This is a genomic window from Chryseobacterium sp. UNC8MFCol, from assembly GCF_000482305.1.
GTDB classification, from domain to species: Bacteria; Bacteroidota; Bacteroidia; order Flavobacteriales; family Weeksellaceae; genus Chryseobacterium; species Chryseobacterium indologenes.
The window spans coordinates 112,200-128,299 of record NZ_AXUZ01000014.1 but is presented as its reverse complement, the minus strand read 5'-3'; the positions used below and the strand labels follow the sequence as shown (position 1 = coordinate 128,299).

Genomic DNA, 16,100 nt, shown 5'->3' with positions numbered 1-16,100 from the left:
TATGGCAAAAACCAACGATATTTCAGTTGAAGAAAAATTAAGAGCTTTATACGATTTACAGATCATTGATTCAAGATTGGATGAAATCCGAAATACTAGAGGAGAATTGCCAATTGAAGTTGAAGATCTTGAAATCGAGATTGAAGGTCTTGAAAAAAGAGCTGAAAAATTTCATGCAGATATCAAAGATCAGGACGATCAGATCAAAACAAAGCATGAAGTTATTAACCATGCTAAAACTTTAATTGAGAAATACAAATCTCAGCAGGATAACGTAAGAAACAATAAAGAGTTTGAAGCATTAGGAAAAGAAATCGAATTCCAGGATCTGGAAATTCAGCTTGCTGAAAAAAGAATTAAAGAATTCGGAGCTAAAATTGCTCACAAAAACGAAACTTTAAGCGAATTGAATGCAAAGATCGAAGATTTGAAAAGCCACCTGAAATTCAAAAAAGAAGAATTGGATGGTTTGATCTCTGAAACTCAAAAAGAAGAAGAATATCTTTTAGAGCAGTCTAAAGAATTTGCGGGTAAGATCGATGAAAGATTATTAGCTTCTTACAACAGAATCAGAACAAACTCTATCAATGGTTTAGCGGTAGTAGGATTAGAAAGAGGAGCTCCGAAAGGATCTTTCTTTACCATTCCTCCTCAAAAACAAATGGAAATTGCTCAGAGAAAAAAAATCATTATTGATGAGCACTCTGGGAAAATCCTTGTTGATGACGAGTTGGTAATGGAAGAAAACGAAAAAATGAAATCTGTAATTAAATTCTAATTACTGATTTTTTACATACTACAAAGCTGTTTCAGAAATGAAGCAGCTTTTTTATTTTGCTAAAACACGTACCACACCAATATCTTCACAAATAGCAACGGATTATTCTTAAGCTTTTTTGTCATTCTGACGAAGGAGGAATATCAACAGAGTATTCAGGAGTACAAGGCTACTTTTGTTACGGAATGATAAATAACCATTAAGAGAAACGGGCCTTTGAATTATCCTCCTGCTTGGCTATACTTAAAAGATAAAAATACACAGAAAAAAACCGCTTCATTTTGAAGCGGTTATTATGTTATTCATGATGCTCATACATCTTGTTATACAGACTAATAAATTTCTCTTTGACAGCTTTCCTTTTCAATTTCAGGGTCGGGGTCAGAAGTCCTGCTTCAATACTCCAGACTTCAGGGGTAAGCTCTATTTTTTTGATTTTCTCCCAGTTTCCAAGATGTTCGTTGATTCCTTCAATCTCTTTCTCAATCCTTTGCTTTAATTCCTGACTTTGTGCAATTTCTTCAGGGGCAGAACCGATGTTCAGATTATTTCTCATCGCCCAGCTTTTGGCAAATTCAAAATCGGGTTGTACTAAGGCACATGGCATTTTTTCGCCATCACCAACCACCATGATCTGCTCAATAAATTTGGATGCTTTTGCTAAATTTTCAATCGTCTGCGGAGCAATATATTTTCCGCCGGATGTTTTGAACATTTCTTTTTTACGGTCTGTGATCTGCAAGAAACCATCACTGTCGATATGTCCTATATCTCCCGTTTTGAAAAATCCGTCTTCCGTAAATGCTTCTTTTGTCATTTCTTCATTCTGGAAGTAACCTTTAAACACAGAAGGGCCTTTTACGGTAATCTCTCCATCTTCCTGAATTTTTACCTTTAAATTATCCAAAGGAACTCCTACCGTTCCCACCTTCATTTTTTCAAAGCTGTTTACGGAAATTACCGGCGATGTCTCTGTTAGTCCGTACCCTTCCAGTATAGGGATTCCTGCATTCTGAAATATCAGATTCAGTCTGGTAGATAATGCGGCAGAACCCGAAACTAAGGTAACAATTTCCCCGCCAAGACCTTCTCTCCATTTAGAAAATACCAATTTATCAGCAATAATCTGCTGGATCCCCGAAGGTTTCGAAATTTCCTTTTTCTTTGAGATTAAATTTAAAGCCCAAAAGAATATTTTTGATTTTAATCCTCCAGCCGAAGAACCCGTGTTGTAGATTTTATCATATACTTTTTCCACCAGTCTCGGTACAACAGTCATGTAATGAGGCTTTACCTCTTTTACGTTTTCGCCCATTTTATCAATGCTTTCTGCAAAATAGATTGAAAAACCGTTGTATTGGTACAGGTAAAAAAGCATTCTTTCAAAGATATGACAGATCGGAAGAAAGCTTAATGCTCTGCTTTCTTTATAATCTAAACTTTTTTTCTTCGGAATCCTCGGAATCGAACCCAAGACGTTAGAAACTATATTATTGTGGGTCAGCATTACACCTTTTGGCCTTCCTGTCGTTCCTGAGGTATAGATGATCGTTGCCAGATCTTCAGTGTTGATGGCATTAGAAAGGTCATCTACTTCAATTTGGGTAGACTCATCCTTACCCAGGTCAAGAATCTCCCTCCAGTTGGCAGCACCGCTTATGTTGTCGAAAGTAAAAATACCCTGTAGTGTAGGAATATTATGTTTTACTTTCATAACTTTATTCAATAGCTCTTTATCAGAAACAAAACAGTACTGAATCTCCGCATTATTGAAGATAAATTCGTAATCTTCAGGGGAAATGCTTGGGTAAACAGGCACCGAAACAACCCCGATCTGGGATAGTCCGAAATCCATAATCGCCCATTCTGTACGGGAATTGGTAGTTATCAAAGCGATCTTATCACCCGGCTTTATGCCTAGCTTTAGTAATCCACGGGATATTTTATTTCCCTCATTAATAAACTCCTGTGTTGAAGTTTTTTTCCATTCACCATGATATTTGGTTACAAACATGTCCGTTTTAGGATATTTTTCTAAAGCGTAATGTGGAATATCGAATAATCTCTTGATCGTCATGATTTTTTAAGTAATTTATAAAGAATTCTAAATATAAGCATTTTTTTTAATTGTAAAAACTAGAATTCGATAATCGGAAATAAGTTGAATGTCTGCCATAATATTTCCGATCAGATGAAGGATATCGCCGGCAGAAAAAAATTGACTTATTATGAGGTTGTCTTTATTCAGCTTATTTTGTTACACCTTTTTTTTCCATAATATGAGGCGGAAGCTAATGGAAAGACATTTGTTTTCATGACTTCCGGCCTCCTTTATCTCAGCTGTTTTCCCAATTTTAATTTATTTTTCATATTTGTCTAAAAAGTGTAAATTTACGGCTATCTAATTATTTTTTTTATGGACTTTAATTTATCAGAAGAACAGCTGATGATTCAGCAGGCAGCAAGAGATTTTGCACAAACCGAACTATTACCGGAAGTTATCGAAAGAGACCGCGACCAGAAATTCCCTGCAGAACAGGTGAAAAAAATGGGAGAAATGGGCCTTCTGGGAATGATGGTTGACCCAAAATACGGAGGAGCGGGTATGGACAGCGTTTCTTACGTGCTGGCAATGGAGGAGATTGCAAAAATAGATGCTTCTGCAGCTGTTGTAATGTCTGTAAACAACTCACTGGTTTGTGCCGGTCTTGAGAAATTTGCTTCCGAAGAACAAAAAATAAAATATCTTACACCATTGGCAAGCGGAAAAGTGATCGGTGCATTTGCTTTATCTGAGCCGGAAGCCGGTTCTGATGCAACATCACAGAAAACAACAGCTGAAGACAAGGGTGATTACTACCTTTTAAACGGGATCAAAAACTGGATTACCAACGGTGGAACAGCTTCTTACTACATTGTGATCGCTCAGACAGATCCTGAGAAAAAACATAAAGGGATCAACGCTTTTATCGTAGAAAGAGGATGGGAAGGTTTTGAAATCGGGCCAAAAGAAGATAAACTGGGAATCAGAGGAAGTGATACACACTCTTTGATTTTCAATAATGTAAAAGTTCCGAAAGAAAACAGAATCGGTGAAGACGGGTTTGGTTTCAATTTTGCAATGGCTGTATTGAACGGTGGTAGAATCGGTATTGCTTCTCAGGCCTTAGGTATTGCTTCAGGAGCTTACGAATTGGCATTGAAATATGCTAAAACAAGAAAAGCGTTCAAAACTGAAATTATCAACCACCAGGCAATTGCTTTCAAATTAGCTGATATGGCGACTCAGATTACTGCAGCAAGAATGTTGTGCTTCAAGGCAGCATGCGAAAAAGATGCAGGAAAAGATATCTCTGAAAGTGGAGCAATGGCAAAATTATATGCTTCTCAGGTAGCAATGGATACTACTATTGAGGCGGTACAGATTCACGGCGGATACGGATATGTGAAAGAATACCACGTAGAAAGATTAATGAGAGATGCTAAAATCACTCAGATCTACGAAGGAACTTCCGAAATCCAGAAAATCGTGATCTCCAGAAGCATCGCAAAATAACAATTGAATAAAACACACATTACTTATGAAAAAATCTTTGTGGATCACCCTTGGGGTCGTACTGCTATTGTTAGGAGTATTCGTATGGTATAAATATTTCTTCGTATTCGGAGAAGGAGTAAAGTCTGGATATCTGAACTATGCCATGAAAAAAGGGTATATTTTCAAAACCTATGAAGGCAAACTGATTCAGGAAGGCTTTGGAAAAGGCAGAACAGGAGGTATTACAAGCTATGAGTTTGAGTTTTCTGTAGATGACCCGGAAGTTTTCAAACAACTGGAAACCAACAGCGGTAAAACCTTTGACCTTCATTACAAAGAATACAATGGCGCTCTACCGTGGAGAGGAAACACAAAGTTTGTCGTAGATAAAGTTGTGAATATGAAATAAAGAAAGGCTTCCAATACCATTGGAGGCCTTTTTTATGAGTAATAAGTAATAAATGATGAATGATGAATGATGAATGATGAATGATGAATGATGAATGACGAATGATAGTGCTGTTAAGTATCAATGGATAGGTTTTTTGTATCATAACCGTTGTGTCATAACCACTTTTTTCATCCTGTAAGGATCCAAGTCAGGTATTATAAGATCAGTAGTTTCCATTTGTATCAATATCAATATCAATATCAATATCAATATCAATATCAATATCAATGTCAATATCAATGTCAATATCAATAGCGGCGGGCTTTAGCATGCCCAAATAAATAAACCCCGTTCCATTGGCTTTAGCCAAAACCTAATTACTAAGATACAACCAAAACAAAAAAAATCCACCCTTAAGGATGGATCCTGAAACTCTAATGGGAATCTTTATCAGGAATGCTGTTTTGTTTCTTTTTGTAAAAATAATATCCAATACCGCCAATCAAAAACACAGGCCACAAGGGAAGAAGAAAAAGAAAGATGGAAGTAATCACATCCCAGCCCGATTCAATAGCGGCTAATGATTTTCCGCCAAAAGTTTTAGGTTCCTTTTCCACTTCAGTTTTATCTGTAATATTGACATTGATACTGCAGATCGTATTATCTGTATAATTATGCCCTGTAACCTGGATATCTTTGGTGTCAATATCTTCTATATTGCTGCTTAAAGCTTCCATTAAACCGTCAAAATACTGAATTGGAACCTTGATATTCAGATTATAGACCTTTTGGTTCTCATCACGCTGATTAGCAGATTCAGCATAAGACTGGTTTTCACTTTTAACATACCCGTTATTCCTGATGGCTTCTTCTCTGATGATTTCTTTTACCGTTTCAGCGTTATCTGCTCTTACCACAAGATATCCTGTTTTTACCATCTTATCTTTTGACATATTCAGTTCATAGCTGTCGTTCTTAGGCTGTGCCTCTTTGTAAATGATTTTGGTTTCCTTAATAACTTTAGGAGCTGGAACGTTTGTAGCAACCTTTTCAGATTTCTTAACTGTGGAATCCTTTTTCTCAACCTTTGATTCAAGTTTTGTAGAAGCAATTTTGTCCGATAATGAATCTACCATTTTGGAGGTGCTTTCTATTTTCTCCTGAATATCGTTTTTAGCTCCTTCAATATCTTTTATTCTGATACCTGCAGAATCAAGTGCCCGGTTGGCTGTTTTGCTGACATTATCAATAGCATCTGATGCAACTGAAGCTGTACTGTCTATGCTATTGGCAGCTTCTTCCGCTTTAGACACTCCGCCTTTCTGGCTGCACGCAATAAAAGCACCGGATATTGTAACAAGTAATATGAACTTTTTCATAACATTATTTTTTTGATGAAGTAAAATTAGTCATGAAGACTTTGAAGCATTTGTAAATAGAATGTATTCTGGTCGTAAAATTGTAACTGTTATATTTTCAGTATTTTGTATTTGTTTTACAAGAGATTTACAAACTATGCTTATACTGAACTCAGGATTTTAAACGCTCAAATTCTACTTGCTATAAGGTCCAATCGAAGACGTTATGACCACCCCGTCAAAAATTCAGAGAATTTTTGACGGGGTGGTCATAAAAAAGTCCGCAGAAAAACTTCTGCGGACCTATATCTTTAAGCAATTTCGCTTTTAATTAGTTATCCCTGAATTCACTGATAAAGTGAAGCTTCACATTTGGGAATTTCTCCTGCGTCATATGAATCGTAAATGACGAGTCTGCCAAAAATACAAGCTGGTTGTATTTATCTCTGGCAAGGAATCTTTGCTTTAATCTTGCAAATTCTTTGAACTCTTCCGATTTTTCATCAGCTTCCACCCAGCATGCTTTATGCATTGAAAGTGGTTCATAGGTACATTTCGCACCATATTCATGCTCCAGACGGTACTGGATAACCTCATACTGAAGAGCTCCTACGGTACCGATGATCTTTCTTCCGTTCATTTCCAAGGTAAATAACTGGGCAACTCCTTCATCCATAAGCTGATCAATACCTTTAGCCAATTGTTTAGCCTTAAGCGGATCGTTGTTGTTGATATAACGGAAATGCTCCGGAGAGAAGCTTGGAATTCCTTTGAAACTTAGTTTTTCGCCACCCGTTAGAGTATCACCAATTCTGAAACTTCCTGTGTCGTGTAAACCTACAATATCACCGGGAAAACTTTCCTCTACAACCTCTTTTTTATCAGCAAAGAAAGCGTTTGGAGATGAGAACTTCATCTTTTTGCCTTCTCTTACCAATAGATAATTTTCATTTCTCCTGAATGTTCCCGAAACAATTTTTACGAAAGCCAATCGGTCTCTGTGCTTAGGATCCATATTGGCGTGGATCTTAAATACAAATCCTGTAAAAGTACTTTCTTCAGGCTTCACCAAACGGGTATCGCTTTCTTTAGGCTGTGGCATCGGAGCAATGTCGATGAAAGCATCCAATAATTCACGAACCCCGAAATTGTTCAAAGCAGAACCGAAGAACACAGGTTGTAAATCCCCTTTCATATAATCTTCACGATTAAATTCCGGGTAAACAGACTGGATCAGATCAAGCTCCTCTCTTAAAGTAATTGCTGCTTTTTCGCCAATTACATCATCTATTGAAGTATCATTAATATCATCAAACTTAATAGAATCTCCAACTTTCTGTTTTTTCTCTTCCAGGAATAACTGGATATTGTTTTCCCAGATATTATAAATTCCCTGGAAGTCACTTCCCATACCAATAGGTAAAGAAAGCGGGCAAACCGTTAATCCTAATTTCTGTTCTACTTCATCAAGCAAATCAAACGCATCTTTTCCTTCACGGTCAAGTTTATTGATGAAAACCAGCATCGGAATGTTTCTCATTCTACAAACCTGAACCAGTTTTTCAGTCTGCTCCTCAACCCCTTTGGCAACATCAATAACAACGATTACAGAATCTACAGCAGTTAATGTTCTGTAAGTATCTTCAGCAAAGTCCTTGTGACCCGGAGTATCCAGAATGTTGATTTTATGGTCTCTGTATTCAAAAGCCAATACGGAAGTCGCTACCGAGATTCCTCTCTGTCTTTCGATTTCCATAAAGTCGGAGGTAGCTCCTTTTTTTATTTTGTTGGATTTTACCGCACCCGCTTCCTGGATTGCACCCCCGAAAAGAAGTAACTTTTCTGTAAGAGTGGTTTTTCCGGCATCCGGGTGGGAAATGATCCCAAAGGTTTTTCTTTTTTGTATTTCTTTGATTAAGTCTGACATATCGTATTTTGAAGTTGCAAAAATCGTGATTTTTTATGAGGTTTTCAAATTTAAATTCATACAATATGGATCGGAGACCAATCGAAATGGGTGATTGTCTTTAAATAGCACTTTAAATAAACAACGAAACAACATAAATTAATCCAAGGATGGCAAGCGTGAAGAATCCGGCTATGATATACTCAAATGCTTCAAAGTTTTTTACCGGTGGAAAGTCTGGTGTGAGGCTGTATTCTTCAATAGTTTGCCGGCTTATAGTCAGATCCGGACGAAAGCACTGGACTCCTCTCAGAAACTGACGGTACATTTCAAACTGATTACTCAGAATAACATATTCAAAGTTGAAATCTATACTTGTTAGTACAATTTCCCCGGTTGTATTTTTAAGATAGATTTTCAGATACGTTTTCGAATACCTTCCTGTTGTAGTATACATAAATAAGTCTGCTTTCGAATTTCCAGACTGTTGAAGTTCACGGTATAAAATGGTATTGATAATATTATCCCGGCTGTTGTAAAAAGTGACACCACTCTCATTAATGACAGCCTTTTGTACTTTTTCTTCCTTTCGATAGGTTAAAGCGATCATCAGGGCTGCAAAACAGAACATCAGCAGGAATTGGGCCAGAATAAGAATGAAAAAAGTACCCTGATCCTCTTGTAAATATCTTCTGAAGCTGCTATACATATCTTCGGCAATAACTCCTACTACAATAAGAATAATAGTGATAACCAGCCATAGGATTCCGGTCAGAAAGTAAGTAACCGGCTGATTAATTTTAGACGTAACGGATTGGAATTTTTCTGTCATATCATTTTTTTGTTTCAGCTAATAAAATGACAAACCCGATAATGACAAAGGTAATGAGAAGTACCATCAGAATAAGTAACCAGCCGGCCAATGAAACCCCTTTGTGATCAACCTTCCAGGTATCTGAATTAACGGAAAAGCTTTTAAGGGCTGACGGATCTATCCTTAAATCAGGGCGGAAGACGGAGATTCCGTGCATGAAATGGGCATATAAACTGGGTTTATTTTTTACGATGCGAAACGGAAGATTCATATCGATTCGTTGGGTAGATTCATTTTTTTTCTCCGGCTGTACAGTGATTTCCAATAACGGCGCGATTCCGGATCCTATTGGTGATATGGTGTAGACATCAAAATTTTGCTTCGAAGGCCGTAGTGCTGTATACAATATTTTTTTTGTGATTTCATTTTTTGAGTTATAAAATAAAATTCCTGTACTGTCTACAACAATCCTTCGGGCAATACTTTTTCTTTTGATGATGTATTGTCGTGTGACAGGAATAAGAATGAAAAGTGAAATGGCCCAGCATATCAGAGCTGTAGAGAGCATCGTTTGAAATCCTCTTTTATAAATTCCATAAGCAGGGCCGACAACAAAAAGACAGAAAAATAAAACCAGGATTCCCCAGAACGTTATCTGTAGCATAAATGTACCGAACTTGCTAATTTTAGACTCAACCCCCGGAAAAATGACTTCTGTATTTATTTTTGTAATGTTCATGGTATCGGGCTAAATTAAGTATTTTCTTTTTTAGTTGCCTGTAGCAATCAAAAAAATTATCTTTGTTTTCGTTAAATTTTTACAGAAAAAAGCATGGAAAATAGCAAATATCCGAAATTTACTTTCACATGGTGGGGCGCTGTTACTTTGGTGGTGGGATTGTTTGTAGGAACAATGGCTGTTTCGCTGTTCAGCCTTTTTTGGAAAGTTGCTTTCAGAGAAAACCTTGAGCTTAAAGAATGGTTTTTTATGTTGGCTAATTCAGCAGGCTTTTTATCGGCTATTGCTTTTTTTGACTATTTTATGGTGAGACGCACCACAGGGAAAAAACTGAATTTTAACCTGTCGTCAGTTAATTTTTATACCTATCTTTTAATCTTTCCGATGATGGCCGGGATGATGCTCATCTCAGAATTTGTAACCTCTCTTATTCCGACAACGGGATCTTTTTTCGGAGAACTTTATGAATATTTCATGCGGCTTATGAATCAGCTGACGGATGATCCTGTGGTCATGATTGTAATGACCGCGTTGCTGGCCCCCGTTTTTGAAGAAATAATTTTCAGGGGAATTATTCAGAAAGGATTGATTAATAAAGGGGTAGAGCCGTGGAAAGCTATTCTGTACGCTTCCATAATTTTTGGAGTCGTGCACGGAAACCCATGGCAGTTTATCAGCGCTGTAATGTTGGGATGTGTTCTCGGACTGGTATATTATAAAACAAAATCTTTATTAATGCCGATGCTATTGCACGGATTTAACAATCTGGTGCTCTCAGTACTGGTTCTTTACGGTAAAGAAGAAAGTTTTGCAAAAGTTTTTAATGTTTCAGAATGGCTTATATTACTCGTAGGACTTGTGATTTTTTCATTGTTCTATTATCTTTTTATGAAAAAATACAAAGTACATTACGCTGAACTGTAGACCATTTACAGCTAAAAAATAAAATTGAAAATGAGTATAGATATGGAATTATTGGTAGCTACACACAACGAGCATAAAAAAGAGGAAATTCAGCAGATTCTAGGCGGTGATTGTATCGTAAAAAGCCTTACAGATTATGATATTCATGAGGAAATCGTAGAAGACGGAGATTCTTTTCATGCCAATGCTTTAATTAAAGCAAAATACTGTTTTGAAAGGACAGGAATTCCAAGTTTAGGGGATGATAGTGGTTTGGTGGTAGAGTCTCTGGACGGAAGACCGGGAATATTCTCAGCACGATATGCCGGAGATCATGATTTTGCTAAAAACATTGAGAAAGTTTTGGAGGAAATGCAGGGCATAGAAAACAGAAAAGCATATTTTGTTACCGTTTTATGTTATTATGACGAAAATGGAGCTCAATACTTTGAAGGCAGGGTTCATGGAAATTTACTTACCGAAAACAAAGGATTGAAGGGCTTCGGATATGATCCTATTTTCGTTCCGGAAGGATACGACAGAACTTTTGCAGAAATGGATCCTGAAGATAAAAACAAAATCAGCCACCGCAAGCAGGCATTAGATTTATTTATGGATTTTCTGAAAGTAACAGATTGAAAAATTAAATACCATTCAACAAGCTGATCATTCCCCTTCTGCAACAGGTAAAACTCTGATATGACGGGGGAGATTAGTCTTCTTTCTGATAAAATTTATTGTACATTTGTTATCCTAAACTATTGATTTGAGTACTTATTTAACGATATTAGGCTTTAATTCGGCAATTCCGACGATCAATTCTTCCCCCACAGCACAACTGCTTGAGATGGAAGAAAGGCATTTCCTGATCGATTGCGGAGAAGGAACACAGGTTCAGCTGCGAAAAGCAAAAGCAAGATTTTCAAAAATCAATCATATCTTTATTTCCCATCTTCATGGGGATCACTGTTTTGGCCTTCCGGGGCTTATTGCTTCTTTCCGTCTGCTGGGAAGAGAAAACCCTTTGCATGTTTACGGTCCCAAAGGAATAAAAAAGATGATGGAAACTATTTTCCAGATTACAGAAACACACCGCGGTTTTGAAGTGGTGTATCATGAGCTGGATAAAGACTATTCCGAAAAAATCTATGAAGACAACAGGGTAGAGGTGTACACCATTCCTTTAGATCACAGAATCTATTGCAATGGGTATCTGTTTAAGGAAAAGCCTAAAGACAGGCATCTTAATATGAAGGAAATTGCCAAGTACAGCGAAATTGAAACTTGTGACTACCACAATATAAAAGCAGGAAAAGATTTTGTTTTAAGCGACGGTTATGTCCTTAAAAATGAAATACTGACTGTAGATCCGGCCCCGTCGGTATCTTATGCTTTCTGCAGTGATACCCGTTATCTGGAAAGTGTACTGCCGATTATAAAAAATGTGACCGTATTATATCACGAATCCACTTTTCTGCATGACCTGAAAGAAATGGCAGATTATACAGGACATACCACAGCTTTGGAGGCTGCCACTATTGCACAGAAAGCTCAGGTCGGGAAATTAATTTTAGGACATTTTTCCAATAGATATGCTGATCTGACAGTATTTACCGATGAAGCCAGAACTGTCTTTCCAAACTCATTCTTACCGAAAGCTTTGGAAAGTGTAAAAATTTAACTCAATATGCTGAAATTTGAAGAACTGAGAAGTTTTCTTGATGAAAAAGCAGATCAATATAACGCTCCGGATTTTGTTGAAAATGATCCCATACAGATTCCGCACCGTTTTTCATTAAAACAGGATATTGAAATAGCCGGATTTCTGGCTGCAACCATTTCCTGGGGAAATAGAAAGTCGATTATTAAATCTGCAGATAAAATGCTGGATATCATGGGAAACTCACCCTATGATTTCGTACTGAATTATTCTGAAAAAGATTTGAAAAGTCTTGAAGATCAAAGTATTCACAGAACATTTAATGGGCAGGATTTTTCTTATTTCATTAAACAGTTTCACAGGATTTATAATGAAAATGAAAGCCTGGAAAATTTATTTAAAGTAAAAGATCCGGAAGACAATTTTTACCATGCTATTGAAAGGTTCAGAAGTAATTTTCTGGAAGTTGAAAAACACAGAAGCCATAAACATATTAGCTCGCCATATAAAAATTCCTCCGCCAAAAGAATTATTATGTTTCTGAGATGGATGGTTCGAAAAGATAAACGCGGAGTGGATTTCGGAATCTGGGAAAATATAGACCAAAAATACCTTTCGATTCCTTTGGATGTACATACAGGGAATATTTCCAGAAAGTTAGGCTTGGTTTCAAGAACGCAGAATGACTGGAAGACTGTAGAAGAACTGGATGTAGCAATCCGGAAGTTTGATGAGAAGGATCCTGCAAAATATGATTTTGCCCTGTTTGGATTGGGAGTAACTAAGGAATTATTGTAAAAAAACATAGGATGAAAAAATATAACGAGAAAACAGAAATTCTTGAAAAAATAGCAGATAGTATTACCTCTTGGATAGGCTCCATTCAATCGCTGATTGTACATACGCTGCTTTTTATGACTTCGTTTCTGCTTCCGATGGTGAATCTGGTTTCATTTGATAAAATGTTACTGATTTTAACCACTGTACTTTCCCTGGAAGCAATATACCTGGCCATCTTTATCCAGATGTCTGTAAATAAAAGTCACGAAAAAATTGAAGATATCCAGGAAGATATTGAAGAGATCAGTGAAGATATTGAAGATATTCAGGAAGATATCGAAGAGATCAGTGAAGACATTGAAGAAATCAGCGAAGATATTGAGGAGATCAACGAAGACATTGAAGATATCCAGGAAGATATTGAAGAGATCAACGAAGATGAGGACGAAGAACATCATAATGAAAGAGCAAAAAATGTCATCCTGAAAAGTAATGTAAGCTCGAATAAAAACGAAATAAAATCTTTAAAAGATATCATCAACAAGCTCCAGAACGAAATTGAACAGTTGAAAAAAAATGAAGACTAGAATATACCGGAGATAAATTATTGTAATGAAACATGAAAAACAGATCTTTTTATTGGGATCTGTTTTTTATTTGGGGGATTTTATCTGGTCATTTGCGAAAATTGTAAAAATAAAAAAGATTTATTGCTGATAATTGTGTTGGAATAGAGATAAAGCAGGTTATACATTGAAATGTTACGAATAATTTTGTTACATTTGGACAAATGAAAACAAAATGTTAAAATATAGATTAAAAAGCTACTTTTTTCTTTTCATATTTTTATTGACTTCAGTTTCTGTACTTTCGCAGACTGCACCCAACAGAAAAGTGTCGAAAATAAAACCTTCTGCTGAAAGCTTACGGGCAGGAGCATTTATTGATGTAAATGTGGCGTCATATCCTCCTTCAGGATACTCTCCCGCACAGCTCGTTACCGATGTTTTAATCAATGGAGGAACCACCTGTACAACAGCGAGCGTTACCAATGTTACGGTAAGTCCTAATCATGCAGTGGATAATGCCAATAGATTTTGGGGATACTTCCATAAAGGCACCACAAATTTTCCTTTTACGGATGGAATCGTATTAACAACAGGACAAGCAAAAGAAGCAGGGAATTCCTTTATCAATATGCTCAGTAAGAGTGTAGGGACGGGAAGCGATCCTGATCTTGTGGCAGCTACAGGTAATACCTCCACATTGAATGATGCCGTAGCTCTTGAATTTGACTTCGTTCCCAACTCAACCCAGGTGAAGTTTAATTATATATTCGCTTCCGAAGAATATGAGCCGACGAATGACTATCCTTGTACAGGATTTTCTGATGCTTTTGCCCTGCTATTAAAGAAAGCAGGAGATCCTACCTACACGAACTTAGCTATTTTACCGGGAACAGCAGGGCCGGTAAGCGTTACCAATATTATTCCCGGAGGAAATGTGTTCAATTGCGGACCGGTGAATGATGCTTATTTTGCAGGAATGAACAGCCCTCACCTTCAAGTTAATTATTACGGAAGAACAATTCCGTTAACAGCCGTTGCTGATGTTATTCCGGGTCAGACTTATCACTTTAAAATGGTTTTGGCAGACGCCATTGATACCGGACACGACTCGGCAGTTTTCCTGGAAGGAGGTTCCTTCGATATCGGGATCAAAATTGTAGATGAAGCAGGAGCAAGTTTGCCGGGAACAATTAATATGTGCGACAATACCCCGAAAGTATTAAAGGCTCAGGTAGCTGCAATTCCTGGTATGACTTTCCAGTGGTATAAAGATGGCGTTCTGATTCCGGGAGCAACCAATGCTACATATACTGCCGCTGCACCGGGAGTGTATACGGTAAAGGTAATGATACCAGGGAACAACTGCCCGGGAGAAGCTTCCATTACCATTGTGGGAGGAACAAGCCCTACCGTACATGATGCTGTACTTAAGCTTTGCTCAACTCCGGCTCTTACTACTTTTAACTTGGAAGATGCAAAACCCCTTATCAGTACCACTGCCGGTGCCGTATTTAAGTTCTATGCCACCCAGGCAGATGCACAAGCTCAAAATAACAATAATATCACCAACCTCACCAATTATAGCGGAACCGACGGGCAAATACTATACGTACTTGTTTCCAACGGTGCTTTTTGTAGTAAAATAGCTACTTTAACATTAAGAAAAGAGGAAACCCCTGTTGCCCAGCTTACCGCCCCGAGGTTAAAAATATGCGCAGGAGAATCAGTATTATTAACTGCTTCAGGAGGGGTAACCTATCAGTGGGGAGATTCATCAAGTACAGGAGCAACCAGAACCGTAAGCCCAACCCAGACGACAACGTACACCGTGTATGCGATCGGCGCACAAGGATGTAAGTCTTTACAACCGGCTCGGATCACAATCGAAGTGATACCTGCTATTGTCTCCAATGTAAAAGGAGGATATATTTGTAGAGGAGATAAAATTCTTCTGGATGCCGGTTCCGGCCCCGGATATACCTACCAGTGGAGTACAGGCGAAACAAGCCAGACAATCACGGTGGATACTCCCGGAGAATATTCCGTTACTATAAGCAATGGAACATGTTCTAAAGAGTTTAAAGCGCAAGTTATACAAGCCGTTATTCCACAAATTATAAAAGTGGATTATAACGATAAGGGAATGATGGTTCTTACTGCAAGTAATCCTAGTAATGGTACTTTGGAGTATTCGATAGATAATGGCTCTACATGGCAGAGTTCCAATGTATTTACAAATGTACCTCCTAATAAAGTTATTTCCATTCGTGTGAAAGTTAAATTTACAAGTTGTGAAGGTTTCCTTGAGTATTTTACATTTGTCATGAGAAATGTGATTACCCCAAATGGAGATAATATTAATGATATCATTGATTTTAGAGGAGTTAGTAATTATAAAGATTTCCAAGGTCAGATTTTTGACCGCTATGGAAAAGAAGTGTTTAAAGCCGAAAAAATCAGACCCTATTGGGATGGCTTTTTCCAGGGTAAACGCTTACCGACCTCGTCATATTGGTATCAGATTACTTTTGAAGATCCGGCGAGTAAACAACTCACCGTGAAAACCGGATGGATTCTGCTTAAGAATATAGAATAATTTTAAGTAATGATTAAAAGACTGACTATTTTGTCAGTCTTTTTTTGTTATATTGAGAAAAATTAAGT

At 37.3% G+C, this 16,100-nt stretch carries 14 protein-coding genes; 9 read left to right on the top strand and 5 right to left on the bottom strand.

Features of this window, described 5'->3' with window-relative positions; translation table 11 throughout:
• Position 1: 1 nt before the first annotated feature.
• On the top strand, positions 2 to 778 hold the full coding sequence (locus M030_RS0108835) for a zinc ribbon domain-containing protein (protein WP_027373182.1): 777 nt from the start codon (positions 2 to 4) through the stop codon (positions 776 to 778).
• A gap of 298 nt (positions 779 to 1,076) precedes the next feature.
• Here the strand turns inward: M030_RS0108835 and M030_RS0108830 are convergent, their stop codons facing one another.
• Positions 1,077 to 2,855 carry an AMP-dependent synthetase/ligase gene (locus M030_RS0108830; protein WP_027373181.1) on the bottom strand — a complete coding sequence of 593 codons (1,779 nt, stop codon included), beginning with the start codon at positions 2,853 to 2,855 and terminating at the stop codon, positions 1,077 to 1,079.
• Between the two features lie 339 nt (positions 2,856 to 3,194).
• On the opposite strand from M030_RS0108830, the gene M030_RS0108825 reads away from it, so the two are divergent.
• Together M030_RS0108825 and M030_RS0108820 are read left to right on the top strand one after the other, a co-directional pair.
• Positions 3,195 to 4,334 (top strand): acyl-CoA dehydrogenase, encoded by a 1,140-nt coding sequence (locus tag M030_RS0108825; RefSeq protein WP_027373180.1) that lies wholly within the window; start codon positions 3,195 to 3,197, stop codon positions 4,332 to 4,334.
• A gap of 25 nt (positions 4,335 to 4,359) precedes the next feature.
• Entirely contained in the window at positions 4,360 to 4,725 is a 366-nt protein-coding gene (locus M030_RS0108820) for a hypothetical protein (protein WP_034722339.1), read from the top strand.
• A 416-nt stretch (positions 4,726 to 5,141) separates the two neighbouring features.
• Here M030_RS0108820 and M030_RS0108810 read toward each other — a convergent pair whose 3' ends face one another.
• From M030_RS0108810 to M030_RS0108795, 4 genes are all read right to left on the bottom strand, one after another.
• Complete coding sequence (locus M030_RS0108810; RefSeq protein WP_027373178.1) at positions 5,142 to 6,086, bottom strand: DUF4349 domain-containing protein; 945 nt, start codon at positions 6,084 to 6,086, stop codon at positions 5,142 to 5,144.
• 310 nt (positions 6,087 to 6,396) lie between these two features.
• Positions 6,397 to 7,992 carry a peptide chain release factor 3 gene (locus M030_RS0108805; RefSeq protein ID WP_027373177.1) on the bottom strand — a complete coding sequence of 532 codons (1,596 nt, stop codon included), beginning with the start codon at positions 7,990 to 7,992 and terminating at the stop codon, positions 6,397 to 6,399.
• Between the two features lie 112 nt (positions 7,993 to 8,104).
• Complete coding sequence (locus M030_RS0108800) at positions 8,105 to 8,803, bottom strand: hypothetical protein (protein ID WP_027373176.1); 699 nt, start codon at positions 8,801 to 8,803, stop codon at positions 8,105 to 8,107.
• A 1-nt stretch (position 8,804) separates the two neighbouring features.
• A complete protein-coding gene (locus M030_RS0108795) occupies positions 8,805 to 9,524 on the bottom strand; it encodes a hypothetical protein (protein WP_027373175.1) in 720 nt (239 codons plus the stop codon).
• Positions 9,525 to 9,617: 93 nt separating this feature from the next.
• Between M030_RS0108795 and M030_RS0108790 the strand changes: the two genes are divergently transcribed.
• The 6 genes from M030_RS0108790 (at position 9,618) to M030_RS0108765 (ending at position 16,032) form a co-directional block, all read left to right on the top strand.
• Positions 9,618 to 10,448, top strand: coding sequence for a CPBP family intramembrane glutamic endopeptidase (locus tag M030_RS0108790; protein ID WP_027373174.1), 831 nt, complete (start codon positions 9,618 to 9,620; stop codon positions 10,446 to 10,448).
• A 30-nt stretch (positions 10,449 to 10,478) separates the two neighbouring features.
• Positions 10,479 to 11,066 carry an RdgB/HAM1 family non-canonical purine NTP pyrophosphatase gene (gene rdgB, locus M030_RS0108785; RefSeq protein WP_410492701.1) on the top strand — a complete coding sequence of 196 codons (588 nt, stop codon included), beginning with the start codon at positions 10,479 to 10,481 and terminating at the stop codon, positions 11,064 to 11,066.
• 127 nt (positions 11,067 to 11,193) lie between these two features.
• Complete coding sequence (locus M030_RS0108780) at positions 11,194 to 12,108, top strand: ribonuclease Z (protein WP_027373172.1); 915 nt, start codon at positions 11,194 to 11,196, stop codon at positions 12,106 to 12,108.
• A 6-nt stretch (positions 12,109 to 12,114) separates the two neighbouring features.
• The gene (locus M030_RS0108775; RefSeq protein WP_027373171.1) at positions 12,115 to 12,885 is read left to right on the top strand and encodes a TIGR02757 family protein; all 771 of its coding nucleotides are present in this window, start codon (positions 12,115 to 12,117) and stop codon (positions 12,883 to 12,885) included.
• Positions 12,886 to 12,896: 11 nt separating this feature from the next.
• On the top strand, positions 12,897 to 13,454 hold the full coding sequence (locus M030_RS0108770) for a DUF1003 domain-containing protein (RefSeq protein WP_027373170.1): 558 nt from the start codon (positions 12,897 to 12,899) through the stop codon (positions 13,452 to 13,454).
• 214 nt (positions 13,455 to 13,668) lie between these two features.
• A complete protein-coding gene (locus tag M030_RS0108765; RefSeq protein WP_027373169.1) occupies positions 13,669 to 16,032 on the top strand; it encodes a T9SS C-terminal target domain-containing protein in 2,364 nt (787 codons plus the stop codon).
• Positions 16,033 to 16,100 lie beyond the last annotated feature (68 nt).